This is a genomic window from Butyricicoccus sp. Marseille-Q5471 (assembly GCF_951230135.1).
In the GTDB taxonomy this organism is placed as follows: Bacteria; Bacillota; Clostridia; order Oscillospirales; family Butyricicoccaceae; genus Agathobaculum.
Map to the genome: position 1 here is coordinate 203,670 of NZ_CATNVC010000002.1, position 24,631 is coordinate 228,300.

At 57.1% G+C, this 24,631-nt stretch carries 24 protein-coding genes; 4 read left to right on the forward strand and 20 right to left on the reverse strand.

The genetic code is table 11. The features are described 5' to 3' along the window. From rsmD to QOX26_RS03545, 11 genes are all read right to left on the reverse strand, one after another. Complete coding sequence (gene rsmD, locus QOX26_RS03495; protein WP_283673497.1) at positions 1–558, reverse strand: 16S rRNA (guanine(966)-N(2))-methyltransferase RsmD; 558 nt, start codon at positions 556–558, stop codon at positions 1–3. Beyond that, the gene (uvrC, locus tag QOX26_RS03500) at positions 555–2,384 is read right to left on the reverse strand and encodes an excinuclease ABC subunit UvrC (protein ID WP_283673498.1); all 1,830 of its coding nucleotides are present in this window, start codon (positions 2,382–2,384) and stop codon (positions 555–557) included. Before uvrC ends, rsmD begins: the two co-directional genes overlap by 4 nt. A 70-nt stretch (positions 2,385–2,454) precedes the next feature. Then, positions 2,455–2,718, reverse strand: a complete 264-nt coding sequence (locus QOX26_RS03505) for an HPr family phosphocarrier protein (protein ID WP_283673499.1) — start codon at positions 2,716–2,718, stop codon at positions 2,455–2,457. Between the two features lie 182 nt (positions 2,719–2,900). After that, positions 2,901–5,285: an endonuclease MutS2 gene (locus QOX26_RS03510; RefSeq protein ID WP_283673500.1), complete on the reverse strand. Its 2,385-nt coding sequence runs from the start codon at positions 5,283–5,285 to the stop codon at positions 2,901–2,903. A gap of 92 nt (positions 5,286–5,377) precedes the next feature. After that, positions 5,378–6,145: a DNA repair protein RecO gene (recO, locus tag QOX26_RS03515; RefSeq protein WP_283673501.1), complete on the reverse strand. Its 768-nt coding sequence runs from the start codon at positions 6,143–6,145 to the stop codon at positions 5,378–5,380. Continuing rightward, a complete protein-coding gene (gene era / locus QOX26_RS03520; RefSeq protein WP_283673502.1) occupies positions 6,146–7,042 on the reverse strand; it encodes a GTPase Era in 897 nt (298 codons plus the stop codon). Then, positions 7,039–7,506, reverse strand: a complete 468-nt coding sequence (locus QOX26_RS03525) for a diacylglycerol kinase family protein (RefSeq protein WP_283673503.1) — start codon at positions 7,504–7,506, stop codon at positions 7,039–7,041. Before QOX26_RS03525 ends, era begins: the two co-directional genes overlap by 4 nt. A 2-nt stretch (positions 7,507–7,508) precedes the next feature. Then, positions 7,509–8,000 carry an rRNA maturation RNase YbeY gene (gene ybeY / locus QOX26_RS03530; protein ID WP_283673504.1) on the reverse strand — a complete coding sequence of 164 codons (492 nt, stop codon included), beginning with the start codon at positions 7,998–8,000 and terminating at the stop codon, positions 7,509–7,511. Then, the gene (locus QOX26_RS03535) at positions 7,997–8,989 is read right to left on the reverse strand and encodes a PhoH family protein (RefSeq protein ID WP_283673505.1); all 993 of its coding nucleotides are present in this window, start codon (positions 8,987–8,989) and stop codon (positions 7,997–7,999) included. Before QOX26_RS03535 ends, ybeY begins: the two co-directional genes overlap by 4 nt. A gap of 39 nt (positions 8,990–9,028) precedes the next feature. After that, the gene (locus tag QOX26_RS03540; RefSeq protein ID WP_283673506.1) at positions 9,029–10,252 is read right to left on the reverse strand and encodes a sporulation protein YqfD; all 1,224 of its coding nucleotides are present in this window, start codon (positions 10,250–10,252) and stop codon (positions 9,029–9,031) included. A 4-nt stretch (positions 10,253–10,256) separates the two neighbouring features. Next, the gene (locus QOX26_RS03545; RefSeq protein WP_283673507.1) at positions 10,257–10,526 is read right to left on the reverse strand and encodes a YabP/YqfC family sporulation protein; all 270 of its coding nucleotides are present in this window, start codon (positions 10,524–10,526) and stop codon (positions 10,257–10,259) included. A gap of 110 nt (positions 10,527–10,636) precedes the next feature. Here QOX26_RS03545 and QOX26_RS03550 point away from each other — a divergent pair, with 110 nt between their 5' ends. From QOX26_RS03550 to QOX26_RS03560, 3 genes are all read left to right on the forward strand, one after another. Then, positions 10,637–11,686, forward strand: coding sequence for a nucleoside recognition domain-containing protein (locus tag QOX26_RS03550; RefSeq protein ID WP_283673508.1), 1,050 nt, complete (start codon positions 10,637–10,639; stop codon positions 11,684–11,686). A 62-nt stretch (positions 11,687–11,748) separates the two neighbouring features. Beyond that, complete coding sequence (locus QOX26_RS03555) at positions 11,749–11,988, forward strand: hypothetical protein (protein WP_283673509.1); 240 nt, start codon at positions 11,749–11,751, stop codon at positions 11,986–11,988. Next, positions 11,978–13,321, forward strand: a complete 1,344-nt coding sequence (locus QOX26_RS03560) for a D-alanyl-D-alanine carboxypeptidase family protein (RefSeq protein WP_283673510.1) — start codon at positions 11,978–11,980, stop codon at positions 13,319–13,321. The genes QOX26_RS03555 and QOX26_RS03560 overlap by 11 nt, the downstream gene beginning before the upstream one ends. A 41-nt stretch (positions 13,322–13,362) precedes the next feature. Here QOX26_RS03560 and QOX26_RS03565 read toward each other — a convergent pair whose 3' ends face one another. Together QOX26_RS03565 and proS are read right to left on the reverse strand one after the other, a co-directional pair. Beyond that, on the reverse strand, positions 13,363–14,304 hold the full coding sequence (locus QOX26_RS03565; protein WP_283673511.1) for a mechanosensitive ion channel family protein: 942 nt from the start codon (positions 14,302–14,304) through the stop codon (positions 13,363–13,365). 29 nt (positions 14,305–14,333) lie between these two features. Continuing rightward, on the reverse strand, positions 14,334–15,773 hold the full coding sequence (proS, locus tag QOX26_RS03570; RefSeq protein WP_283673512.1) for a proline--tRNA ligase: 1,440 nt from the start codon (positions 15,771–15,773) through the stop codon (positions 14,334–14,336). Between the two features lie 80 nt (positions 15,774–15,853). Here proS and QOX26_RS03575 point away from each other — a divergent pair, with 80 nt between their 5' ends. Continuing rightward, the gene (locus tag QOX26_RS03575) at positions 15,854–16,156 is read left to right on the forward strand and encodes a carboxypeptidase-like regulatory domain-containing protein (protein ID WP_283673513.1); all 303 of its coding nucleotides are present in this window, start codon (positions 15,854–15,856) and stop codon (positions 16,154–16,156) included. A gap of 45 nt (positions 16,157–16,201) precedes the next feature. Here QOX26_RS03575 and thrS read toward each other — a convergent pair whose 3' ends face one another. From thrS to QOX26_RS03610, 7 genes are all read right to left on the reverse strand, one after another. Then, positions 16,202–17,992, reverse strand: a complete 1,791-nt coding sequence (gene thrS / locus QOX26_RS03580; protein ID WP_283673514.1) for a threonine--tRNA ligase — start codon at positions 17,990–17,992, stop codon at positions 16,202–16,204. 372 nt (positions 17,993–18,364) lie between these two features. Further along, complete coding sequence (locus QOX26_RS03585) at positions 18,365–18,901, reverse strand: YcxB family protein (protein WP_283673515.1); 537 nt, start codon at positions 18,899–18,901, stop codon at positions 18,365–18,367. A gap of 99 nt (positions 18,902–19,000) precedes the next feature. Further along, complete coding sequence (gene tsf, locus QOX26_RS03590) at positions 19,001–19,933, reverse strand: translation elongation factor Ts (RefSeq protein WP_283673516.1); 933 nt, start codon at positions 19,931–19,933, stop codon at positions 19,001–19,003. A gap of 103 nt (positions 19,934–20,036) precedes the next feature. Continuing rightward, a complete protein-coding gene (gene rpsB, locus QOX26_RS03595; protein WP_283673517.1) occupies positions 20,037–20,765 on the reverse strand; it encodes a 30S ribosomal protein S2 in 729 nt (242 codons plus the stop codon). A 208-nt stretch (positions 20,766–20,973) separates the two neighbouring features. After that, positions 20,974–21,924, reverse strand: coding sequence for an ABC transporter permease (locus tag QOX26_RS03600; protein WP_283673518.1), 951 nt, complete (start codon positions 21,922–21,924; stop codon positions 20,974–20,976). Then, positions 21,924–23,006: an ABC transporter permease gene (locus QOX26_RS03605; protein ID WP_283673519.1), complete on the reverse strand. Its 1,083-nt coding sequence runs from the start codon at positions 23,004–23,006 to the stop codon at positions 21,924–21,926. The genes QOX26_RS03600 and QOX26_RS03605 overlap by 1 nt, the downstream gene beginning before the upstream one ends. Next, on the reverse strand, positions 23,007–24,557 hold the full coding sequence (locus QOX26_RS03610; RefSeq protein ID WP_283673520.1) for an ABC transporter ATP-binding protein: 1,551 nt from the start codon (positions 24,555–24,557) through the stop codon (positions 23,007–23,009). It abuts the gene before it with no gap. Between the last annotated feature and the right edge of the window lie 74 nt (positions 24,558–24,631).

Below are 24,631 nucleotides of genomic sequence, written 5' to 3' on the forward strand. Positions count from 1 at the left end.
TTATGTTTCATCCGTTCGGCCGTCCCGACGCTGCAGGACGGTAATCAAAGTAGCACCGTATCGGTAGGTTTTGACGGTCTCGAAACCGTGCGCAAACACGTCCTCCACAGCACTTTCGCATATTATTATACCATTTGTCGACAGAATGTCAAACGTTTCTATCGCGCTGAGCGCACTTTCCAAAATTTTTCCTCCGTAAGGCGGATCGAGGAAGATCAGGTCATACCTGCCTGCGCGGGCGTGGGAAACAAAGGTTTGCGCGTCCGCCGCGTGCAAAAAAGCGCGGTCGGCAACACGTGCCGCTTGTGTATTGTTTTGCACCGTGCTGTATGCCGTCTTATCTTTTTCGACAAAATCACAGTGTGACGCCCCGCGCGACAGTGCCTCAATGCCGAGCTGTCCCGTACCTGCGAACAGGTCGAGCACGACTGCCTCGCGCACGCGCATCTGGATAATGTTGAACAGCGATTCCTTGACGCGGTCGGTCGTCGGGCGCGTGTTCATACCGGGCACAGGCGTAAGTTTACAGCCGCGTGCCGATCCGGATACCACTCTCATGTCTGCTCCTCCTCATGGAAATAATCGAAAACCGCCTTGGCCGTGTTGCGCGGCACGATGCGGGCCAGTTCCTGCTCGGTCGCGTTTTTGACCGCGTCAACGCTCTTGAAATACTTCAGCAGCTCGCCGCGGCGCTTGTCCCCCACGCCCGGAATCTTATCGAGCGTTGAGCCGCGCACCTTTTTGCCGCCCAGTTTGCGGTTGTACTCGATGGCAAACCGGTGCACCTCTTCCTGCATGCGGCCGATTAAGGCAAACAGCGCGGGCGTGGCCGAAATGCCAAACTCGCGTCCGTCCGGTGCGATGAGCGCACGGGTGCGGTGCTTATCGTCCTTCACCATGCCGAAGCAAGGCGTGTCCAGCCCGCATGCGTCCAACACTTCCTTGCAGATGCGCACATGTCCCAGACCGCCATCAATCAAAAAGGCATTCGGCAGCGGCGTGAACTTTTCATCTCCGTCTGCATACCGCTGCACGCGGCGTGTGAGCATTTCACGCATCGAAGCGTAGTCGTCCTGTCCGTTTGCCGCGCAGGCAATCTTAAACTTGCGATAATCGCTCTTTTTCGGCTGTCCCTCGACGAAAACGACCATCGAACCGACCGTATCCTGTCCGGCGAAGTTTGAAATGTCATACGCCTCGAGCCGCAGCGGAAGCGCAATCATGCCGGTCACATTCTGCAGCAGCTCAAGCGATTTATGGCGGCGTTCCGACTGCTGCTCTCGCCGCTCGATCTCCTCCGATGCGTTTTTCTCTGCAAGGCGGGTCAGTACACGGCGCTCGCCTCTCTGCGGCGTAGCAAGCTCCACCTTTCGCTCCGAAATGGAGGACAGGTAGTCGCTGACCGCCTCCTGTTCCTCGATTTCGTGTGAGAGCAACACAACTTTAGGCACGGCTCCACGCTGCGCGTAATACTGCTTGATGAAGGCCGAAAGCACCTCGCCGGGGTCGCTCTCAGTCAGGTGGAACAGCGTGTATTCTTTGTCCTGCAGCGCACCGCCGCCGTAATGCAGCACGCAGACACAGGCACGTGTCTGCCCCTGCACAAATGCGATGACATCCAATTCGGCAAACGCGCCCGCGACAACATGCTGCCGCGAACCGAGCTTCTGCACCGCACGCAGTCGATCTCGCAGCATGGCGGCGCGTTCAAACTGCAGCTCCTCCGATGCGGCCTGCATCTTTTCGGTCAGCTCCCGTTCGAGCGATTTGGCATTGCCCTCAAACAGCGAGACCCCCTGCGCAATCAACCCACGGTATTCCTCGGGTGACACCTTGCCGGTACACGGCGCACAGCAGCGGCCGAGGTGCAAATTGAGGCATGGACGATCTTTGCCGATGTCGCGTGGAAACACGCGCGAGCACGTCTTGAGGTGCAGGGTTTCGCTGATGGTGTCGATTGCACGGCGTGCGGCCACACGCCCAGGATACGGCCCAAAATATCGCGCACCGTCATGTCCCGGCTTGGATACGACCGAAAACGCGGGATAGTCGGCATTCACATTCAGCCGCACATAGGGATACCCCTTATCGTCCTTGAGCAGGATATTGTACTTTGGCTTGTACTTTTTAATCATGGAGTTCTCAAGCACGAGCGCTTCAAACTCCGTCTCGGTCACAATGATATCAAAGTCGTCTATTTTGGATACAAGCTGGCGCGTTTTCGGATTCAGGCGCTCTTCTGCCTGAAAATAATTGGACACGCGGTTTTTCAGCGCCTTGGCCTTGCCGACATAGATGACGTTGCCCGACTTATCCTTGTGCAGATAGACGCCCGGCGAAAGCGGCAGCTTGCGCACGCGTTCCTTGAGTTGGTCTTTGGTCATATTTGCTTCTCCCAGATACAACAAAAAGCGCCGAAACTCGGCGCTTTTTCAGGATGCGATAACGTACGACTCAGTCCGTAAAGTTAGACGAGATCAGCTCAATCAGTGCATTGACAGCTTCTTCCTCGTCCGGACCGTCTGCAATCAGATTGATTGTTGTGCCCTTGGTAATACCAAGGGAAAGGATTCCGAGCAGGCTCTTCGCGTTAACGCGGCGCTCTTCCTTCTCTACCAGAATCGTAGACTTGAATTCATTCGCCTTCTGAATGAAAAACGTTGCGGGACGGGCATATAAACCTACCTGATTGGTAACCTGTACCTCTTTAGAAAACATAATCTGCATCGCTCCTATTTCTTCAAATCCGATATATATAGCATACTGCCTTTTGTGTGTTTCGTCAAGCCTCTTTTGCCTGCGGGATTGTTTGCGTTTTCAATGAATTTATTCCTGCAAACAATGTTCCCATCAGGCAATTTGCCCTGCATAACCGTTTTTACCCGCAAAAACAGACATTTTTAGCGTAATTCAACAATTGTAACGCCCTGTTCTCCCTCGCCGTAAACGCCGGAACGAACACTTTTTACGCGCTTGTGACGCTTTAAATGTTGCTGAATCGCGGTGCGCAGTGCGCCGGTGCCCTTGCCGTGGATGATGGTAACCGTCTGCAAACTGCCCATCAGCGCGCGAGAAAGGAAATTATCCACTTCAAGCAGCGCTTCTTCCACCATCATGCCACGCACGTCTACCTCACGGTCGGCCGCGGTCAAATTCAACTGCGGCGCAGCGCCGGTGCGGCGCGGCTGCACCGGTTTTTTCTTCGGCTCTTCCTGTAGCAGGCGCATTTCCTCCTGCTTGACCGTCATGCGCATCTGTCCGGCAGCCACCTGCACGTTGCCGTCCTGATCGGCGGGCGCCAGCACGGTCGCGGTTACGCCCGCAACATTGAGCAGCTTCACCTTATCGCCCTTCTGCACCGGACGCTGCTCATCCTGCTCCACTGTGCGGCGGCTTACACTGCGGCGCTGCTCCGACTCGGTCTGCGTGATTACACCACGCAGCGCTGCCTTGGCCGCGGCGAGATTTTGATCGGCCACGGTGGACTGCGCCTTCTTTTTCATGTCATCCAGCTCGCCGAACACGGTTTCCGCCGTCATCCGCGCGTCCTTCAGGATGCGATCGGCCTGACTGCGCGCGCTTTCGAGCAACTTGTCGGCCTTGGCCTCGGCCGCGTCGCGGTCGGCGCGCATTTTATCGCGTTCCGACTGCGCAGCGGCGCGCATTTTGGCCGCTTCTTCCTTGATTTGCTCGATGCGGCGGCGCTCCTTCTGCAATTCGGCGATGACGTCCTCAAAGCGCGCGTCCTCAGTAGAAACCTGCTCCTTGGCACGCTCGATGATGGTCGGCGAAAGCCCTAGCCGCCCTGCGATAGCAAACGCGTTGGACTTGCCCGGAATACCGGTCAACAGATGGTAGGTCGGCTGAAGCGACTGCACATCGAACTCGCAGGAGGCGTTTTCCACGCCCTCGCTCGTCAGCGCGAAGGTTTTCAGCTCCGCATAGTGCGTGGTCGCCGCGACGCACGCGCCCATCTGGCGCGCATAGCCAATCACCGCGACCGCCAGCGCCGCACCCTCGACCGGGTCGGTGCCCGCGCCCAGCTCGTCAAACAGTACCAAATCGCCCTGTCCGCAGCAGTCCATGATGGACACGATAGTCTTCATGTGCGCCGAGAAGGTTGAAAGCGACTGCTCAATCGACTGCTCATCGCCGATGTCCGCATATACATGCTCAAACAGGCCGATTTCGGACTGCTCGCTTGCCGGAATGTGCAGACCCGACGCCGCCATCAGGCTCAGCAGACCAAGCGTTTTGAGCGACACCGTCTTGCCGCCCGTGTTCGGGCCGGTGATGACGAGGGTATCGTACTCGCCGCCGATGGCGATATCAATCGGCACGGCCTTGTCCTTATCGAGCAGCGGATGGCGGGCGCGCTGCAAACGGCAGCGGCTTCCCTCAAGCAGCGCGGGCGCGGCAGCGTTCATCCCGAACGACAGCTTGGCGCGCGCAAAAATAAAATCAAGCGAGGTCAGTGCGTCATAATCCTGCTCAATCGCGCCCTTGTACAGCGAAACCTCAGCGGATAGCTCGGATAGAATGCGTTCGATTTCCACCTCTTCGCGGCCTTCCAGCATCTTGATTTGGTTGTTGATTTCAACCACCGAGGACGGCTCAACAAACACGGTCGCACCGGTCGACGAAGTATCGTGCACCAGTCCGGGGATGTCACCCCGGTGCTCCGCCTTGACCGGCACGACGTAGCGTCCGTTTCTCAGGGTGACGATGGCTTCCTGCAAATATTTCGAGCGCTCGCCCGAAATCAGACGGCCGAGCGTTTCGCGCACCTTGCCCGCGATTCGGCGCTTCTCCCGCCGGATGGACAGCAGTTCGGGGCTTGCGCCGTCGGCAATCTCCTCCTCGGAGACGATTGCCGTCGTGATTGCTTCCTCCAGCGAACGGTTGCCCGAAAGCATGCCGAAAATTGGCGTAAGCGAGGTCTTTTCCTCATGCTCCGCGTCATAGGACAGTGCGCGGCGCGCCGTTTGCAGCAGACTTGCGACGCTCAGCAGCTCGCGCGGATTGAGCACGCCCCCGCGGTCAGCGCGGGACAAAATCGCCCCGACCTCGCGGATGCCGCCGAAGCCCGGACTGCCCTGCCGAATCATCAGCTCCTTAGCGTCCGACGTTTGCCGCATCCAAAGCTCAGCCTGCTCGCGGTCGTCGAGCGGACGCAGCGCACGGCACAGCTCCTTTCCCTTGTCCGACGCGGCCTGCTCGGCAAGCCGGTCGAGAATCAGGAAATATTCTAACGTTTTAAGGGATTTTTCTCCTAATTTATTCATCTTTTCGCTCCAAAAGTATAGTGCCAAAACGGCATACGCATCGCCGAATCAGATGCAAGCAATACGACCAAGGTTGTTCCGAACGATTGGTTTCATTCATCTCCCTGCGGCAGCTTGACCGAATGATAAAATTTCAGGCTGTCAAACCCACGCTCCAGATGATACAGCACGTACCGCTCCGACAAGTCACAAAATTGCTCGCACGCAGGGCCGGACAGCGCAAAGGCATAGACCCGACCCACGTCACACGTCAAAATATGCACGAGTGCACGCAGCGTCGCGTCCGCCAGAGGCGCGTAATCGCCGCCGACGCGGCGCACACAGGCTTCATCCGCCGCCGTACCCGCACGAACCGAGAAAAACACGGGCGGTGCCTCAAGCGGCTTGCCGCACACGCCGCAGTCAGCCAAGTCAGGCGCGTAGCCGCACTCCGCCATCAGCCGCCATTCAAACGCCGCTTTGACCAGTGCGGGCGCGCGTTTTTTGCTCGTCAGCGCGTGCAACGCGAGCAGGAACAGCCGCGTGACCGCCGGATTTTCATCCTCCGGCGTGGTCAGGCAGACCGACAGCTCGGCCAGATAACAAGCCAGCGCGTAGGCCTCGATATCCTGCGTGACATCCCAGAAATTGTGCTCCAAATCCGCTTCGCGCAGCATATACCGACCGCCGCGCTCGGATAAAAGAAACGACGAATAGCAAAACTGCCGCGCCGCCGGCACCTGTTTTTTGCCGCCGCGGCGCACATTTTTGCACAAAATCTCAATCTTGCGCCCTTCCTCGGAAATCGCGGTCAGATAGCGGTCGTAGTCTCCGAAATCGACTTCGCGCAGCACGAGTGCGCGCAGCTTGACCTCGGCCATTTACTCGCCCTCGTACCCGAAGTTGCGCATTTGATACTGGTTGTTGCGCCAGCCTTCCTTGACCTTGACCCAAAGCTCCAAATACACCTTGGTGTCGAGCATGCGCTCCATATCGATGCGCGCCTGCTGACCGATTTCCTTGAGCATTGCGCCCTGCTTGCCAATGATAATGCCCTTATGGCTTGCCTTTTCACAGTAAATCACGGCGTGAATCTCAATCAGGCCGTCATCCCGCTCGTTCCAGCGCTCAATGCCGACGGCCACGCCGTGCGGCACCTCGCGGTCAAGCAGGCGCAGCATCTTCTCGCGCACAATCTCTGCTGCGAGCTGACGCTCCGGCTGATCGGACACCATATCGTCCGGAAACAGCTGCGGTCCTTCCAGCGCGAACTTGTCCACCTCATCGAGGAACTCGCCCACGCCCTCGCCCGTGCGGGCGGAAATCGGGATAATAGCCTCAAACTCGTGCACAGCGGCATAAGCCGCAATAACCGCGAGCAGCTCTTCCTTTCGCACGGTATCAATCTTATTGATGACCAGAATCGACGGCATGTGGTTCTGCTTAATCTGCGCAATCAACGTTTCCTCTGCCGGGCCGATGTTCGCAATCGGTTCAACGACGAGCGCGGCCACGTCTACCTCAGACACGGTCTCGGTGACGACCTTGCACATGAAATCGCCCAGCCGCGAGCGCGGCTTGTGCAGACCCGGCGTGTCGAGCAGGACATACTGCGTTTCCCCGCGGCAAAGCACGCCCGTGATACGGGTGCGCGTCGTCTGCGGCTTGGAGGACACGATGGCCACCTTCTGGCCGACCAGCTTGTTCGTCAGCGTCGATTTACCGACGTTGGGGCGGCCGACGACAGAGACGACCGCGGTTTTTGTAATTTTACTCATTGAATTCTCCCATATTTAAATATAAAAAGCAATGCCGCCGGAATCGTGATGACAATCAGTCCGGCCGCCCAAAGATGTGTCTGCAAATACGCGAGCGCAACCCAGAGCAGTCCCCTGCCGAGAAACAGGCAGACAGCCACTGCAACGCAGGCCGCCGCACACACGAACACGCCCGCGGCCGCAATATCCTTGGCGTTGCGCACACCGCCGTCATAGCCCGAGGCCTGCTTGTCGCAAAGGCGCTCGATTGCGGTGTTCATCAGCTCCGCTCCCATCGTCAAGCCAAAGCACACGCACAGAATCCCGCCCTCGGCCGCAGATGCGCCGCCCATCAGCGCGAACAGCGTCACATAAAAGGCCGCGACCAGATGCACGCGGAAATTACGCTCGCCGTGGATGCAGAGACCCAGTCCACGGAAGGCGTGCTGAAAGCTTTCATGCAGTTTGCGGATTTGTTTTTTCATCTTTACTCTCTTGTCAGTCCTAAAAATGTCAGGTTGTCCTCTTCTTTCATGCGCATCAGGCGCGTATCCTCATCGGTGCGCTCATGGTCATACCCCAGCAGATGCAGCACCGAATGCGTGGTCAGATAGCCGCACTCGCGGGCCGGCGAATGACCAAACTCGGCCGCCTGCTCGCACGCGCGGGTGTAGCACAGAATCATATCGCCAAGCATGACGCAGTCGGTGCCCGGCTCTTGCTCCAGCTCCTCCTGCGGCGCTCCGTTATAAAACGCATACATCGGGAAGGACAGCACGTCGGTCACCGCGTCCTTGTCCCGATGCTCAGCATTCAGGGCGCGAATACTCTCCGCGTCGACCACAGTCACATCAATCTCGGCGGCAAAATCCACCCCTTCGCTCTCCAGCACACGCTTTGCGCAGGTTTCGATCAGCTCGCGCACCGCGTTTTCATCGGGCACCTCGGTCTCAAAGCCGATGTTTATTTGATGGTTCATCGCTTGTCCTCTCTGCGGCGGGGCGCAGGCTTTTTTGCCGCCGCCTTGCTCTTTTTGCTTTCGTACTCACTGTACGCACGGACGATGCGCTGCACCAGTTCGTGACGCACTACGTCCTTGTCGGTCAGGAAGCACTGGGCGATGCCCTCGACGCCGTCGAGCACCCGCAGCGCTTCCTTGAGTCCCGACTGCTTGCCGTCCGGCAAGTCCATCTGCGTGATATCGCCCGTGATAACAGCCTGCGAGCCAAACCCCAGGCGGGTCAGAAACATTTTCATCTGCTCGGGCGTTGTGTTCTGCGCTTCGTCGAGAATGATGAAGCTGTCGTCGAGCGTGCGGCCGCGCATGTAGGCCAGAGGCGCTACCTCAATCGAGCCGCGCTCCTGATACTTGGCGAAATTCTCCGCACCGAGCATGTCGAACAGGCCGTCGTACAGCGGGCGCAGATAGGGGTCGACCTTGCTCTGCAAATCGCCGGGCAGAAAGCCGAGCTTTTCGCCCGCTTCTACGGCAGGGCGCGTCAAAATGATGCGCGAGACCCGCTTGTCGCGGAACGCGGCGACGGCGGCGGCGACCGCAAGATACGTTTTACCCGTACCCGCAGGGCCGACACCCATGACAACGGTATTTTTCTGGATGGCCTCCATGTATTTCTTTTGTCCGAGCGTTTTAGCCTTGACCGGTTTGCCCTTGGCGGTGATGCACAGCACGTCGCGGCTCATGGTCTGCACCTCAGCCTGTCGCCCCTCGCGCGCAAGGCCGAGCACGTACTGCACGGTCTGCGTGCCAACGGCTTCGCCGCGCTTGGCCATGCCGAACAGCGCGTCCAGCGTGCGTTCGGCGGTGGCTACATCAGCTTCCTCGCCGGAGATTTTCAGTTCCGATCCGCGGCTGATGACAGATACGGCGAGCTCGCGCTCGAGCAACTTAATATTTTCATCAAACGCGCCGAAGATATTGATCATCAGCTCGATTTGATCTACCTGCATGGTCTTTTCGATGGTCCTGCACCTTGCTTTCTGCTTTGATTACGGCGTTTCCGCCGATTCCGGTGGTGTTTGAGGAATCTCGCTGTCATCCAGCGCTTCCATAGCAATCTGCTCACGCGCCTTGACGTTCAGCTGCAGCACGGCCACACCGTTTTGCTCCGCTACCTGTTCGGTGTGTGCAAGCGCCTCGCCGTCCAGCTGCGCCGTCACATCGCCGAGCGCACGGTCGGTCATGTCCTGTGCAACGGTTTCGGGCGCAGCAGTCTCCGGCGTGCGTTCATAGTACCGATAGGTCTGTTTGACGAGTGATATCGGAAACACCACGCTCTCCGACAGCCATGCCGTTTTCGTTTCTACTATTTTATCACAGGTGCCCCCTGAAATTCCACTCCCAAAATACAAATTTAACCGTCGTTTGCCAAAAGTCAGTGCATATTGTGTTTTTTCCTTGCCGGTGTAGGTCTTGCGCTCGGTGGTCAGCGCACGCACAGCCGTTACGTCATAGCTCGTATACGCCTCAATCTGTCCTCGTGAATGCGCCAGTCGGTATGCGCCGGTCTCCGTGCGCGGCGGCACAAGACCGCTGACCAGTGTCTCCCCCTGCCGTACCGCGTCGCCCACCTCGAACTGCGGTTCGCCCTCCTGCACACGCTGACTGGCAATCACGCCGTCCCGCGTTGCAACCAGTTTAACGACCGCCTCTTCATCGAGCATTTCCGGCTTTTCAACAGCCTTTGTCGCTTCGACTGTCAGGCGATTGCCCTGCACGTTCAGTGCGAAAAAGCCGATTTCAGGCTGCTTCTGCAGTACCTTCCAGCGCAGACGCTTTGCATCTACCGCGCTGCGCCGTGTGCCAACGTGCACGCCCAGCGTATCCAGCTGCTCCAATATCTCGCCGCGCGACAGACCGGGTGAAATATGTGTTTCAATTGACCAAATGCGGGTGGACAGAGTCCAGCACAGTGCAAGCAGCACGAGAAGGCCGCCCCAAAGCACATAACGCGGACGGACGCGCTCAATCCAAAAGGGCGCGCCACGCCGCGATACAATGTGCACCCGGCAGCCTGTGCGCCCCATATGGCGGCGCAGTATGCGAAAATCCTCGACCGACAGCACGGCATACAGCTCATTCCAGTCCTTTCGCCGCATACGGCGCAGAACAATGTTATTCGCGGCGCAGACGTTTAAAAAGCGTGTCAGGCTTGCACCGGTCACGCGCACACGCACCTGTCCCCGCGCCAGATGAATCAGGCGCCCGATCATTTTCTCATCCTCCCGTCCGATAATCGACCGATACGATCGTGCCGGTCACTGCGAGCTCGCTGAGCGTCAATGCGGCCAGCGTCAGTCCGTCACCGGTGATGCTCACCTCGCAGCCGCTGCATTTAACGCGCAGGAGCGTATCGTCGTATTCCAGAATTCCCTTGTGGTTCTCGACTACGACGCGGCTGTTGCCGAAAATCTCAACGCGCGGCTTGTCGCTGCGCAGGTCCTCGATCAGCAGGCTTTCGCCTGCGCGAAACGCGTCATATGGCATGTGTTCTCCTCCGTTCGGGCTATTTTATGCAGCGTGTGCACAAATCTGAACCGCAGGCATGAAAGTTGCCCGACGCGCGTAGGATTCCACAAAACATGAGGTGATGAACGATGCAAAAATACGGCTCACTGCTGCTGACCATTGCGGTTTTTCTGGCCTTTCTGCTGTGCCCCACCGCTTGCGCCGAAGGGGTGCGGGAGGGTCTCGCGCTTTCCGCGGTCGAGGCGCTCCCCGCGCTATTCCCCTTTTTTATTGCGAGCGGACTGCTCGTGCGCTCGGGTGCGGTGGACGAACTTGCCCGCCTGCTGTCCCGTCCGCTATGGCGCATCTACGGTCTGCCGCCTGCGGGTGCAGGCGCGCTGCTGCTCGGTCTGGTCGGCGGTTATCCGGTCGGCGCGGCAACGGTGTCTGAGCTGCTCGCGCGCGATCGCCTGTCCAACTCGGACGCTTCTCGTCTGGTTGCCTTCTGCAACTGTGCCAGTCCTGCTTTCGTCATCAACCTGTGCGGCGTGATGCTGTTCGGCAGCGTGAAAATCGGCGCCATCCTGTATCTCATTCATGCGCTGTCCGCACTGCTGACCGGTCTGTTTGTCACCCGCCGTCCGGAGCGCCGATTTGCGCCGCCGGAAAACACACCGCACATTCGGCGGGAAGCTTTTCCGACCGCATTTTGCGGCGCGGTGCAGTCAGCCGCACAGACCGCGCTGATTGTAACCGCCTTCATCGCCGCCTTTTCCGTGCTGCTCGAGCTGCTTGCGCCGATTATCCACACACTGCCCGACGCACCGGTTTTTTCCGGTCTGCTCGAGCTGACCAACGGACTTGACCACCTGAATGAACTGACGCTGCCCGCGGCCGTGCTGCTGCCGCTCACCTCCTTCATGCTCGGCTTCGGGGGACTTTCGGTGCACTGTCAGGTACACGCGCTGCTTGCACCCTACGGCGTTCCGATGCGCCGCTTTACGCTCGGCAAAGTGCTGCATGGACTGATTGCCGCCGGACTGACCATCGCACTCGGCCGCCTGCTGCCGCAGACGCTTGCTGTTTTCGCCCCCGACCCGACGGTTTCTCCCCTTCCCGACTGGGTTGCCATCGCCGCGCTGCTTGTTCTCGTTTTGTTTCCTTTTTGGACTGGAAAAAAGCATAAAGATACGGTATAATATTTATAAATACCCTATCTCCCCAAAGCACTGCGCTTTGGCCGAAAAGGAGCCGAACACATATGTCACTCAGGAAATTATTCCGAAAAAACATAGAACCGCGATGCACCTACTGCGCTTACGGCACGCCGCTTGCGGATGGCACCCGTCTGACCTGCCCCCGCCGCGGCGTGGTGGAAGCCACACATCATTGCCGTTCGTTCCGCTATGACCCGCTGCGCCGCACGCCACCCAAGCCTGCCGCGCTGCGGGGACGCTTTACCGCTGCCGACTTTTCCATAGGTGACAGCAATGAGAAATGACCTGCTGCGCCGACTCGGCGCACTGGTGCTTGCCGCCGTTTTGATTTGTCTGTCCCTGCCGACCGCCTTCGCGTTTCAGCTGGAGGATCCGAAAATCGATGCGACGGCGGCGCTGCTCGTCAATCCGGATACCGGCATGGTGCTGTATGAAAAAAATGCCGACGAGCGCCGCTATCCCGCCTCCACCACCAAGATCATGACCGCACTGCTGACGTTGGAAAACGCAAATCTCGACGATGTGGTTACCGCGGAGGAGGTCGACTTTGAACATGTCAGCTGGGACTCCTCCAACGCCGACATCAAGGTTGGCGAGCAGGTCAAGGTAATCGACCTGCTGTACTGCCTGATGCTCCCTTCGGCCAATGAAGCGGCCTATATGCTCGCCCGCCATGTCGGCGGCAGCTCCGAGGCGTTTGCGGACATGATGAACGCCAAAGCCGAAGCACTCGGCTGCACCGGAACGCATTTCACCAACCCTTCCGGCCTGCATGATGAAAACCATTACACCACCGCACGCGACCTGTACAAGATTGCCTATGCGGCCATGCAGAACGAAACCTTTGCCGAGATTGCGAACACCGCGCAGAAAACCATCTCCAAAACCAACATGCACGAGGAGCGCAAGGTCTTCACAACCAATATGCTCACCTTTTCCTCCTACCAGCCTTGGTATTACGGCTACTGCAAGGGAATCAAGACGGGACACACCTCGCAGGCGGGCAACTGCCTGATTTCGTATGCGGAAAAGTCCAAATCCAAGCTGTATTCGGTCGTCTTAGGCTGCGCCAACGCAACGGACGGCACTGTCGCGAAGAGTTTTACCGAAACCAAGCGCCTGTTTGAATGGGGTTATGAGAACTTTACCTCCAAAACCCTCGCTAAAAAAGGTGATAACATCGCACAAATCGGCGTACGACTGTCCACCGATGCGGACAAGCTGGTGCTGACCGCCAAACGTGACCTGAACGCTTCCGTGCCCAAGGGGCTGGAACTGGCAGATATGCAAAAGGATATCGCCGCCAAGGACGCGGTCGATGCGCCCATCCGTGCGGGCGACGTACTGGGCACGCTCACCTACTCGTATGACGGCGTAGAGTACGGCACGGTCGAACTGGTCGCACTCAATGACGTGGAAATGAGCAAGGTGCTTTACTATGCGGACAAGCTTGAGAACTTCTTCAAAACGCCCGTATTCAAGTTTATCCTGGTCGTTCTGGTTATTTTCCTCTTGCTGTACATTATTTTCAACATGACGGTCGGCCGAATTCGCCGGCGCAGGCAGCGCTCGATGATGCGCTCCCGCCGATCCCGTTACAACCGAAACAATAAATAAAAATAACCGCTGCGAAGCAATTGCTCGCAGCGGTTATTTTTTCACTTGTTCACAACGACCAGATGCGGATAGGCAATCTCCACGCCGTTTGCTTCGTAAGCGGCCTTGACGCTTTGCAGCAGGTCGCTCTTCATCGCAGCGGCTGTGGCGTTATCGCGCGCCCAGACCCACGCGCGCAGCACGACCGCACTGTCCGCCAGTTCCTTGATACGCACCAACACGCGCGGCACACCGTTTTCCTTGTCCATCGGCGTGCGGTTGTCGATATAGTCCGGATGCTTTTCAATTTCCTGCATCAGGAGCGCCTTGGCACGCACCAAATCCGACTCGTAGGTCACGCCGATATCCAACAGCACACAGACCTTGCTGTCCGCATAGTCCGCATTTTCAATGATGGCGCTGTTCATCTTACTGTTCGGAATGATAACACGCTTGTTTTCCCAAGTGCGAATGGTGGTATGGTGCACGGTGATTTCCTCAATTACGCCCGAGATATCGTTATCCACATAACGCACCACATCGCCCAGTTCAAACGGCTTAAATGCAAGAATCATAATGCCGCTGACCATACTGCCCAGCGCTTCCTGCGAGGCAATACCGGCGATTACCGTAATGATGCCGCCGGCTGCCAACAGGCTGGTAAAAATCTTATCAATCACCGGAATCGTCGTGCGCAGCACACCGGTCACACTGATTATACCAAAAATATAAACCAGACCAACCACAATATGACTCATAAACCCAATCAGCGCCGCGCTTGAATTATTCTGCGCGCGCAGACGGGTCTGCAGCCGGTGCAGGCCGCGGGAAACGATACGCTTGATGACGACCGTCATCAGTATCACCAGTATCAGCGACAACAGTGTCTGCGTCATCCGACCGAGATCGCTGTCAAAAAACTGCATAATTTCATAGCGAAAGCCACTGGGCACTGCCCCGGTCACAGCTTCGACTACCTTTTCCGGCACTTCACTCTGTTCCATAGAGCCTCCCTTCACGCAAAGGACAATACTTAGTACGCGATGCCCCAGTAAATGCTGTGCTTGGCGGGTTTGCCGCAAATCGGGCAGACAGCGCCGAGCTCCTCCTGCTCAAGCGGCATGCAGCGGGACGACATACCTGCCTCTTCCTTGACCTTCTCCTCGCACGCCAAATCGCCGCACCACATCGACTTGACAAAGCCGGTGTGCTCGGACACGATTTGCTTCATCTCGTCAAGTGAGGACGCGGTGTAGGTGTGCTCCTCACGGTTCTGGAGCGCCTTGTTGAACAGCGCCTGCTGCAATTCATCCAGCATCTGCGGAATGACGTGCTCGAGATCTTCAAACTTCACGACCGTCTTTTCGCGGTTATCACGGCGAACCAGTACGCACTGGCCGTTCTCAATATCACGCGGGCCAACCTCAAGGCGAAGCGGCACGCCCTTCATCTCATACTCGGCAAACTTCCAGCCGGGCGACTGCTCAGACAGGTCAATCTTCGCGCGCACGCCCAGCTTCTGAATGTTCTCATACAGCTCGGTTGCCTTTTCCTTGACGCCTTCCTTGTGCGCCGCCACAGGAATGACGACGAGCTGAATCGGTGCGATTTTAGGCGGCAGCACCAGACCCTCGTTATCGCCGTGGGTCATGATGATTGCACCGATCAGGCGGGTCGATGCGCCCCACGAGGTCTGATGCATATACTGCAGCGTGTTGTTCTTATCGGCATACTGCATATCAAACGCACGCGCAAAGCCGTCGCCAAAGTAATGGCTGGTGCCCGACTGCAGTGCCTTGCCGTCATGCATCATCGCCTCGATGGTGTAAGTCTCAACCGCGCCGGCAAAGCGTTCCTTGTCGGTCTTGCGACCCTTGACAACCGGGATTGCCAGATATTCCTCGCAGAACTGCGCATAGATATTAAGCATGCGCATGGTTTCCTCGCGCGCCTCCTGCTCGGTGGCGTGCACGGTGTGACCCTCCTGCCACCAGAACTCACGGCTGCGCAGGAAGGGACGAGTCGTCTTTTCCCAGCGTACGACCGAGCACCACTGGTTGTACAGCTTGGGCAGGTCGCGCCAGGAGCGGACAGTCTTTGCATAGTGCTCACAGAACAGAGTCTCCGAGGTCGGACGAACGCACAGACGCTCCTCCAGCTTCTCCGAACCGCCGTGGGTGACCCAGGCAACCTCGGGCGCGAAGCCCTCGACGTGATCCTTCTCCTTCTGCAGCAGACCTTCCGGAATGAACAGCGGCATCGCCACATTTTCATGTCCGGTCGCCTTGAACATGCCGTCAAGCGTTTTCTGGATGTTCTCCCACAGAGCCTGCGCGTACGGACGCAGGATAATGCAGCCCTTAACCGAGGAATAGTCGGCCATTTCTGCCTTTTTTACGATGTCCGTATACCATTTTGCGAAATCCTCGTCCATCGAGGTAATTTCACTGACCAGTTTCTTCTGATCTGCCATTATATATCCACTCACCTTTTTTCAATGATTCTCATAGTTTGTATTACACACATATGCGTACTTACAAGGGGTTATTTGCCATGAATTATTCGCAGTCCTTTTATGTCAAGCCCGCCACGCACGAGGTCGTTGAAACCACGGTGGCTCTCGCGGCCGACCAACGCCCCGCGCTCATTGGCACGGTCGTCGACACGAATGACAAGCCGGTAGACGCCGCCCTTGTGACCGTCTACCGCGCCGATGCGCCGCAGACGCCCATAGGCGCACTCTACACCGACGATCAGGGGCAGTTTGCCTTCGGTCCGCTCGAGCCGGGCAAGCTTTACCACGTCAAGGTTTTTAAGCGAACCGATCAGATTCGCGCACTCGAACAAAACACGTGAGCCGCAACAGCTGCCCCGCGATTTTTTCGCGGGGCACTTTGCTGTTTAGCGCAGCTTGACCTTGACCTCGTAGGCCAGCTTTTCAATCAGTTCATCCAGCTCCATCTGCGCGGTTTCACCGGTCTTACGGTCACGCACCGAAATCAGGCCGGCTTCTTCATCCTTGTCGCCCACGACGATTGCATACGGTACCTTGCCAATCTGTGCTTCGCGGATTTTGTAGCCAATCTTTTCGCTGCGGCTGTCGGTCTCCACGCGGAAGCCTTCTTCGCACAGACGAGCACGGATGGCTTCTGCATAGTCCGCATTGCGGTCGGTCACAGGCAGGATGCGCACCTGCTCAGGCGCAAGCCACAGCGGCAGCGCACCTGCAAATTTCTCAATCAGGTAAGCGAGCGTACGCTCATAGCAGCCAAGGCTGGTGCGGTGGATGATATACGGCGTCGCGCGCTGGCCGTCCTTGTCGATATACTCCATGCCGAACTTCTTGGCGAGCAGCATATCAATTTGGATGGTGACAAGCGTATCCTCCTTGCCGAATACGTTCTTGTACTGAATGTCGAGCTTGGGGCCGTAGAACGCGGCCTCGTCGATGCCGATTTCGTACTTCACGCCGAGATGGTCGAGGATTTTGGCCATAACGCTCTGCGCCTCGTTCCACTGCTCGGCTGTGCCCTCATACTTGTTATTCGGGTTGGCCGGATCCCACTGGGAGAAACGGAAGGTGCAGTCCTCAAGCAGGCCGACGGTTTCCAGGCAGTATTTCGCCAAATCAAGGCAGCCCTTAAACTCCTCTTCCAGCTGATCGGGACGGAGCACCAGATGGCCTTCCGAAATGGTGAACTGGCGCACGCGAATCAGGCCGTGCATTTCGCCCGAATCCTCGTTGCGGAACAGCGTCGAGGTTTCGCCCAGACGCATCGGCAGATCGCGGTAGGAGCGCATCCGGTTCAGGTACACCTGATACTGGAAGGGGCAGGTCATCGGGCGCAGCGCGAAGCATTCCTTGGTTTCATCCTGCGGATCACCCATGACAAACATTCCGTCCAGATAATGATCCCAGTGGCCGGAAATCTTATACAGCTCACGCTTGGCCATGAGCGGCGTCTTGGTCAGCAGGTAGCCGCGCTTCTGCTCCTCATCCTCAATCCAGCGCTGCATCAGCTGAATGACACGCGCGCCCTTGGGCAGCAGAATGGGCAGACCCTGACCGACCGAATCGACGGTCGTAAAATACTCCAGCTCGCGGCCAAGCTTGTTATGGTCGCGCTTCTTGGCTTCTTCCACCTGTGCAAGATACGCGTCCAGCTCTTCCTTCTTCGGGAAAGCCGTGCCGTAAATACGCTGCAGCATCTTGCGCTTGGAATCGCCGCGCCAGTAAGCGCCGGTCGCCGAGGTCAGCTTGATGCCGTTGCCCTTGATGCGGCCGGTCGAGTCAAGGTGCGGGCCGGCACACAGGTCGGTAAAATCGCCCTGCTTATAGAACGAGATGACCGCGTCCTCGGGCAGGTCGTGAATCAGCTCGACCTTGTACGGCTCATCGCGCTCCTCCATGAGTTGGATGGCCTCCGCGCGGGGCAGCTCAAAGCGCTCCAGCGGCAGCTTCTCCTTGCAGATTTTGCGCATCTCGGCTTCCAGTGCGTCCAGATGCTCCTGCGTGAAGGAGAAGGGCGTATCAAAGTCATAGTAGAAGCCGTTCTCAATCGCAGGACCGATGGCGAGCTTTACCTCCGGGTACAGGCGCTTGACCGCCTGCGCAAGAATATGGGATACCGTATGGCGGTAGGTGTTGCGGTATTCCTCGTTTTCAAACGTGTACTTGTTTTCTTCGGACATGATTGTTTCCTCCTTTTTGATTGCGGGGAGAACGAAAAAAAGCTCACCCCCGACATAAAATCAGGGGTGAGCTAACAAGTAACCCACGGTTCCACCCTGCTTGCAAGCCCGCTTGCACGGACTGCCGCTCAGAGTTCTTAACGGGAACGACACGTCGCGGAATACTTTGAGTTCCTCCGCGAAGCTCCGGAATCGGTAAACGCTGTTCCACCGCCTGCGACCGCTTTCAGCCGCGTCAGTCGCTCTCTGCCAGGCGTTTCGGGAACAAAACGTGATTTCCATCATCGCTTGTTTTGTATGAATGGTACTATTTTATACCCCAAATCGGCATTTGTCAACCGTCATTCAGCTGAATTATAGGCAGCTGCGGCATCACTGCTTGTAGGCCTCATCCTCTACACCTGCCGTGATACGCTCATAAAAGGCACGCTTCTGCGCTTCATCGGCAAAGGCGTTAAAGGGGATAATCAGCGCAGAAAATTCATCCACATAGACATAGTAGTGGCTTTCATCCGACGCGATGCGATGCACAGCGGCATACTGATAGACCGTATCCTCGTTTTCGCCCTTGAGCTCGAAGTCCTCCTCGCGCAGCAGCAGTGTTTTATCCCCGCAGGCCGACTTGCTGGCCGGATTTTTCAGAATACGGTCGACATTCTTAACGACCTTACGCTTCATGTACCACGGTGTGCCGAAAAAGCAGAGCGCCGCGAGGGCAACATACACGGCAACCGACACCGGGGAGAGCAGCTTGAGCCAATACATCAGTGCCGTGCCGCCAAGCACGCAAATTGCCGCGGTGGCAACGCGTGTGACCATCATGCTGCGCTGCACAATTGCATTATTGGTAAAATAGTTGAGGTTAAACGCGATAAAATCTTCTTTGGTGATCTTGTACTGCAGTTCCATCTTCTATACTCCTTTTGATGTTCTTTCCCTATTGTACCGAAGGAGCGCGATAAAAGCAAGAAAAAGAGCAGTCCATGCGGACTGCTCTTTGTTTGGTTCTTACTTGGCCATCGAAGCAACTTCTGCAGCGAAGTCGTCAACCTTCTTCTCGATACCCTCGCCCTTTTCAAAGCGGGTGTACTTGACCAGCTTGATTTCGCCGCCCAGTTCCTTGGCAACCTCAGCAATGTGCTGCTCAACGGTGTGCTTGTTTTCCTTAACGAAGGCCTGCTGCAGCAGGCAGTTTTCTTCGTAGTACTTACCAACACGGCCATCAACCATCTTGTGGATGATCTGCTCCGGCTTCGGCTTAGCAGCGGTCTTGTTCTCCTCAAGCGCCTGCGCCAGAAGAATCTCGCGCTCCTTGGCCAGGGTGGATTCGTCCACATCGGACTTGTCCATGAACAGCGGGCGCATTGCAGCAGCCTGCATGCCGATGTCCTTGCCCAGCTCAACAAGCTTCTCGTTGCCCTTGATATTCTCAGAAACCTCAAGGCCAACCAGTACGCCGATAACGCCGCCCATGTGGGTGTAGGAAACGTTAACGGTGGAGTCGTCGTAACGCTCGAAACGGCGAATCTTGATGTTCTCGCCGATGGTCAGAACCTTCTCCTGCAGGGCATCCTGCACGGTGCCTTCGCCCATCTTGCAAGCCTTCAGCGCTTCTACATCAGCGGGGTTCTCCTGCATGACAACGCCGGCCAGATCGGATACGAACTTCTGGAAGTCCACGTTCTTGGCAACGAAGTCAGTCTCGGAGTTTACTTCGATGATGGCGCCAATGCCGCACTCAGCGCATACGGTCGCACAGACAACGCCCTCTGCCGCGATGCGGTCAGCCTTCTTGGCAGCCTTAGCCAGACCCTTTTCGCGCAGCAGCTCGACAGCCTTGTCAAAGTCGCCGTCCGCTTCGGTCAGCGCCTTTTTGCAGTCCATCATGCCTACGTTGGTCATTTCGCGGAGCTTCTTTACGTCAGCAGCGGTAAAAGCCATTTTAAATTCCTCCAATTTTATTGAGTACAAAAAATCCGTAGGGCGCATTGACCCGGCGCGCCGGGACCTCGCGCCCTACGGTTAAAACTTTATCGGTATGCGATTAAGCCTGTGCAGCTTCGTCGGCCTTAGGCTCAACTTCGAGCTGCTCGCCCTGCTTGCCTTCCAGAACGGCGTTAGCCATGGTCTGGGAGATCAGCTTGATGGCGCGGATTGCGTCATCGTTGCCCGGGATCACGTAATCGACTTCGTCCGGATCACAGTTGGTGTCAACGATTGCAACAATCGGGATACCCAGCTTGCGAGCTTCGGCGATCGCGTTCTTCTCCTTGCGGGAGTCAACAACGAACATAGCGCCCGGCAGCTTCTTCATGTCACGAACGCCGCCGAGGTACTTCTCGAGCTTAGCGATTTCGAGCTGAAGCTTGATAACTTCCTTCTTGGGAAGCAGATCAAAGGTGCCGTCCTCCTGCATCTTCTGCAGCTGATTCAGACGAGCGATACGGGTACGCATGGTCTTGAAGTTGGTCAGCATGCCGCCCAGCCAACGAGCGTTGACATAGTACTGGCCTGCACGCAGCGCCTCTTCCTTGATTGCGTCCTGCGCCTGCTTCTTGGTGCCGACGAACAGGATAGACTCACCGGCAGCGGCGATATCACGCACGAAGAAGTAAGCCTCCTCGAGCTTCTTGACCGTCTTCTGCAGGTCGATGATATAGATACCGTTACGCTCGGTGAAGATGTAGGTTGCCATCTTCGGGTTCCAGCGGCGGGTCTGGTGGCCAAAGTGTACACCAGCCTCCAGCAGCTGCTTCATAGAGATTACTGCCATTTAAATTTCCTCCTCGGTTGTTTTCCTCCATTCCGCTCATCTGACAGCGGCAATTTGTCCCGGATTTCTCCCGGTTCTCATCACCCGCCGCTTTCATCGCAGAATGTGTGAATTGTGTTTCGCACTTCAATCGTGCTCTGATATTTTACCATAAGGGACATGTGTTGTCAAATACTTTTTTGATTCCGCATTTATCGCGCCGGATGCATCAGCGCTCCTCACGGAAGTAGTTTACGCCAAGACTGCCCGGAATATTATGGTCACGTTTTTTGCGCATCGAGCTGACAACCAGAATGAGCGCCGTTATGACAAACGGTAGCATGTCGTACAGCGCGGTCGGCAGCTGAATGACAGACGCCGGCACATAGTATTTGAGCACGCGCAGCGCACCGAACACGAACGAGCCCCAAATCGCATACAGCGGCTTCCATTTCGCAAAAATAACCAGCGCTACAGCAATCCAGCCCAGACCGCCGACGTTGTTGGAAATCCAAACGCCGCCGTTGATAATCAGCGCGCAGTACGCACCGCCAATGCCGCAGATACCGCCGCCAACGAGAATCATCGTATACTTCCAGCGCGTGACGCTGATGCCCGCGGCATCAGCCGCCGCCGGATTGTGACCGATTGCCTGCACGTTCAGACCGGCCTTGGTCTTTCGCATGAAAACGGTGCACAAAATCGCAATAACAATGCCGATATAAACAAACGGGCTGTACGAAAACAGCAGTTCCCCGATGACCGGCAAATCGCTCAGTCCGGGGATGTGCACGCCGCGCATCTGCGCCGTGATGCCGTCAGGCAGCTTGAGCGTGCCGGAGGGCGAATGACCGAGCATGAAAATGCCGATGAAGTTTGCAAGTCCCACGCCGAAAATCGTGAGCGTAAGACCCGAAACGTTCTGATCGGCCATGAAGGTGACCGTCAGCACCGCGTAAATCAGCGCTGCCAGCACGCCTGCGCCGAACGCCGCAAGAATTGCCCACAGGAACGAGTCCGTCATCATGCCGACCATAAAGCCTGCACACGCGCCGATGGACATCATGCCTTCCACGCCGAGGTTTAAGTGACCGACCTTCTCAGACAGGGTTTCACCCACCGTACCGAATAACAGCGGAGTTGAAGCGCCGATAGCGGCAACAATAAATTTCAGCAGCATCAGCCCTCGCCTCCCTTCACGGCCGCAGCTTTGCGTGCGTTATCGCGCACAAAGCGATAGCGGATAAAGAATTCGCAGCCTAATACAAAAAACAAAATAATGCCCTGCAATACGTCCGCACAGTCGGTGGACAGGCCGAAATCAGACTGCACGACCGAGCTGCCCTTTTCAAGTATCGCAAACAAGAAGGCAACAACCAAGCTTCCAAACGGATTGAGCTGCGCGAGCCATGCAATGATAATGGCGGTAAAGCCGATGCCGCCCGCAACGCCCGTCGTCAGCGTTTTGTCCGAACCGGAAACCTGCAGCATGCCGCAGATGCCCGCAACCGCGCCCGACAGGAACATCGTACGCAGCACAATTCTGGACACATTCATGCCGGCGTATGCCGCCGTCGCCTGACTCTGTCCCACGACGCTGATTTCATAGCCGTGCTTGGTGTAGCGCATGTAGACAAACACGATTACGGTCAGCACGAGCGCCACGATCCAGCCCATCTGCACGCCGAGCACCTTGGGCAGCGTCGCAGACGCGGCAAAGCTTGGGATTTTGGGGAAGCCGTTGGCAGCGGGATCGCGCCACGGGCCTTCCTGCAAATACGCAACCAAATACAGCGCGATATAGTTGAGCATGAGGGTAAACAGTGTTTCATTGGTGCCAAACCGCACCTTGCACAGCGCCGGAATGAGCGCCCACAGGCCGCCGCCCACAATGCCCGCAATGAGCATCACCGGGAACAGGATGAAGAACGGCCAATCGGCATGGTACAGCGCAAAATAGGTGGCAAACACCGCGCCCATAATAATCTGACCCTCGCCGCCGATGTTCCAGAATTTCATTTTAAACGCAAGCGTTACGCCCAGCGCAGCGACAAGCATCGGAATCATGACCTTGATGGTGGCCTGCACCGCCATCTTCGAGCGGAACGCGCCCGACAGGATTGTGCCGTACACCTTGAGCGGATTTACCCCCAAGGCGAGGATAAACAGCCCACCCGCGGCGAGCGCCAGCACAAATGCCGCCAGACGAATGATCATCATCTGTTTCGCGGTCTTTTCCTCGGTTTTAATCACACGCAGCATTTATGCCTCCTCCTTTCCGCCAACCATCAATCGCGCAATCTGATCCTTGGTTGCTGTACGCGCATCGACGATGCCCGTAATTTTGCCGTGGCACAGTACCATGATACGGTCGCTCAGCTCCATCAGCACATCCAGATCCTCGCCGACGTAGACAACCGCGACGTTATCCTTCTTCTGCTCATTGAGCAGATCGTAGACTGTGTAGGACGAATTGATATCCAAACCGCGCACCGGATAGGCCGTAATCAGCACGCTGGGCTTGGACACGATTTCGCGTCCGAGCAATACCTTCTGCACGTTGCCGCCCGACATCAGGCGAACCGGTGTATCGACCGACGGTGTGACGATAGACAGCTTGTCCACCAGCTCCTCCGCCTGCTCCCGCGCGGGTGCGGTATCAATGAACGGTCCCTTGGGCGCGTCATAGGTTTTGAGCATCATATTGCCCACCATGCCCATGGACGCGACCAGACCCATGCCCAGACGATCCTCGGGCACAAAGCCCAAATGTACGCCCAGTCGGGAAATTTCACGCGGATTTTTGCCAATCAGGTTTTCCTTGCGGTACAGCACCGCACCTTTTTCTGCGGGATACAGACCCGCGATAGCCTCGCACAGTTCCTTCTGACCCGATCCGGCAATGCCGGCAACGCCCAGAATTTCACCCGTGCGAACCTCAAAGGATACATCATCGACCGCGATTGCACCATCCGGCTTGCGGATGGTCAGGTCGACCGCCTTGAGGATGCTGTTGAGCTCACCCTGCTCCGGCCGGTCAATCTCCAGCGACACCGGACGGCCAACCATCAATTCGGTCAGCTGCTGTTCGTCTGTCTCGGCCGTGTTCACCGTGTCGATATACTTGCCGCGGCGCAGAATGGTCACGCGGTCGGAAATGTCGAGCACCTCGCCCAGCTTATGGGTGATGATGATGACTGCGCAGCCCTGCTCGCGCATGCGGCGCAGAATCGCGAACAGCTTGTCCGTTTCCTGCGGGGTCAGCACGGCGGTCGGCTCGTCCAGAATCAGAATCTTCTGACCGCGGTATAGCACCTTCAAAATCTCAACCGTCTGCTTCTCCGAAACCGACATTTCATAAATGCGCTTAGCCGGGTCAATGGTCAGTCCCACGCCCTTACAGATGCCCTCCACCTTTGTGCGCAGCTCGCGCGCGGGCAGACGGCGGCCCGGTGTGCCTAGTGCAATGTTATCCATCGCGGTGAACACATCGACCAGCTTAAAGTGCTGATAAATCATGCCAATGCCGAGCGCCATCGAATCCTCGGGAGAGTTGATGACCGCCTCCTTGCCCGCGATGCGGATGCTGCCGCTGTCCGGGTGGTAAATGCCCGAGAGCATGTTCATCAGCGTCGTTTTGCCCGAGCCGTTCTCGCCGAGCAATGCAAGAATCTCGCCGTAGCGCACGGTCAGATCGACGCCGTCGTTGGCGACGACCGTACCGAAGCGTTTGGTAACACCGCGGCACTCAATCGCATACTCCCCCACCGCAGACGGCTCCGCCTGATTCGGCGTGGTATTTTGCTGCGCCATAGGTTTCCTCCTCTTTGTATCGTCCGTTCATTTCAAAAAGGCGGTTTCCTCTGCGGGAAACCGCCTTTTCCTTC

Excerpts from the sequence above, each read along its gene's own strand:
- rsmD (WP_283673497.1), bottom strand. The coding sequence starts at position 558 with ATGAGAGTGGTATCCGGATCGGCACGCGGCTGTAAACTTACGCCTGTG.
- uvrC (WP_283673498.1), bottom strand. The coding sequence starts at position 2,384 with ATGACCAAAGACCAACTCAAGGAACGCGTGCGCAAGCTGCCGCTTTCG.
- QOX26_RS03505 (WP_283673499.1), bottom strand. The coding sequence starts at position 2,718 with ATGTTTTCTAAAGAGGTACAGGTTACCAATCAGGTAGGTTTATATGCC.
- QOX26_RS03510 (WP_283673500.1), bottom strand. The coding sequence starts at position 5,285 with ATGAATAAATTAGGAGAAAAATCCCTTAAAACGTTAGAATATTTCCTG.
- recO (WP_283673501.1), bottom strand. The coding sequence starts at position 6,145 with ATGGCCGAGGTCAAGCTGCGCGCACTCGTGCTGCGCGAAGTCGATTTC.
- era (WP_283673502.1), bottom strand. The coding sequence starts at position 7,042 with ATGAGTAAAATTACAAAAACCGCGGTCGTCTCTGTCGTCGGCCGCCCC.
- QOX26_RS03525 (WP_283673503.1), bottom strand. The coding sequence starts at position 7,506 with ATGAAAAAACAAATCCGCAAACTGCATGAAAGCTTTCAGCACGCCTTC.
- ybeY (WP_283673504.1), bottom strand. The coding sequence starts at position 8,000 with ATGAACCATCAAATAAACATCGGCTTTGAGACCGAGGTGCCCGATGAA.
- QOX26_RS03535 (WP_283673505.1), bottom strand. The coding sequence starts at position 8,989 with ATGCAGGTAGATCAAATCGAGCTGATGATCAATATCTTCGGCGCGTTT.
- QOX26_RS03540 (WP_283673506.1), bottom strand. The coding sequence starts at position 10,252 with ATGATCGGGCGCCTGATTCATCTGGCGCGGGGACAGGTGCGTGTGCGC.
- QOX26_RS03545 (WP_283673507.1), bottom strand. The coding sequence starts at position 10,526 with ATGCCATATGACGCGTTTCGCGCAGGCGAAAGCCTGCTGATCGAGGAC.
- QOX26_RS03550 (WP_283673508.1), top strand. The coding sequence starts at position 10,637 with ATGCAAAAATACGGCTCACTGCTGCTGACCATTGCGGTTTTTCTGGCC.
- QOX26_RS03555 (WP_283673509.1), top strand. The coding sequence starts at position 11,749 with ATGTCACTCAGGAAATTATTCCGAAAAAACATAGAACCGCGATGCACC.
- QOX26_RS03560 (WP_283673510.1), top strand. The coding sequence starts at position 11,978 with ATGAGAAATGACCTGCTGCGCCGACTCGGCGCACTGGTGCTTGCCGCC.
- QOX26_RS03565 (WP_283673511.1), bottom strand. The coding sequence starts at position 14,304 with ATGGAACAGAGTGAAGTGCCGGAAAAGGTAGTCGAAGCTGTGACCGGG.
- proS (WP_283673512.1), bottom strand. The coding sequence starts at position 15,773 with ATGGCAGATCAGAAGAAACTGGTCAGTGAAATTACCTCGATGGACGAG.
- QOX26_RS03575 (WP_283673513.1), top strand. The coding sequence starts at position 15,854 with ATGAATTATTCGCAGTCCTTTTATGTCAAGCCCGCCACGCACGAGGTC.
- thrS (WP_283673514.1), bottom strand. The coding sequence starts at position 17,992 with ATGTCCGAAGAAAACAAGTACACGTTTGAAAACGAGGAATACCGCAAC.
- QOX26_RS03585 (WP_283673515.1), bottom strand. The coding sequence starts at position 18,901 with ATGGAACTGCAGTACAAGATCACCAAAGAAGATTTTATCGCGTTTAAC.
- tsf (WP_283673516.1), bottom strand. The coding sequence starts at position 19,933 with ATGGCTTTTACCGCTGCTGACGTAAAGAAGCTCCGCGAAATGACCAAC.
- rpsB (WP_283673517.1), bottom strand. The coding sequence starts at position 20,765 with ATGGCAGTAATCTCTATGAAGCAGCTGCTGGAGGCTGGTGTACACTTT.
- QOX26_RS03600 (WP_283673518.1), bottom strand. The coding sequence starts at position 21,924 with ATGCTGCTGAAATTTATTGTTGCCGCTATCGGCGCTTCAACTCCGCTG.
- QOX26_RS03605 (WP_283673519.1), bottom strand. The coding sequence starts at position 23,006 with ATGCTGCGTGTGATTAAAACCGAGGAAAAGACCGCGAAACAGATGATG.
- QOX26_RS03610 (WP_283673520.1), bottom strand. The coding sequence starts at position 24,557 with ATGGCGCAGCAAAATACCACGCCGAATCAGGCGGAGCCGTCTGCGGTG.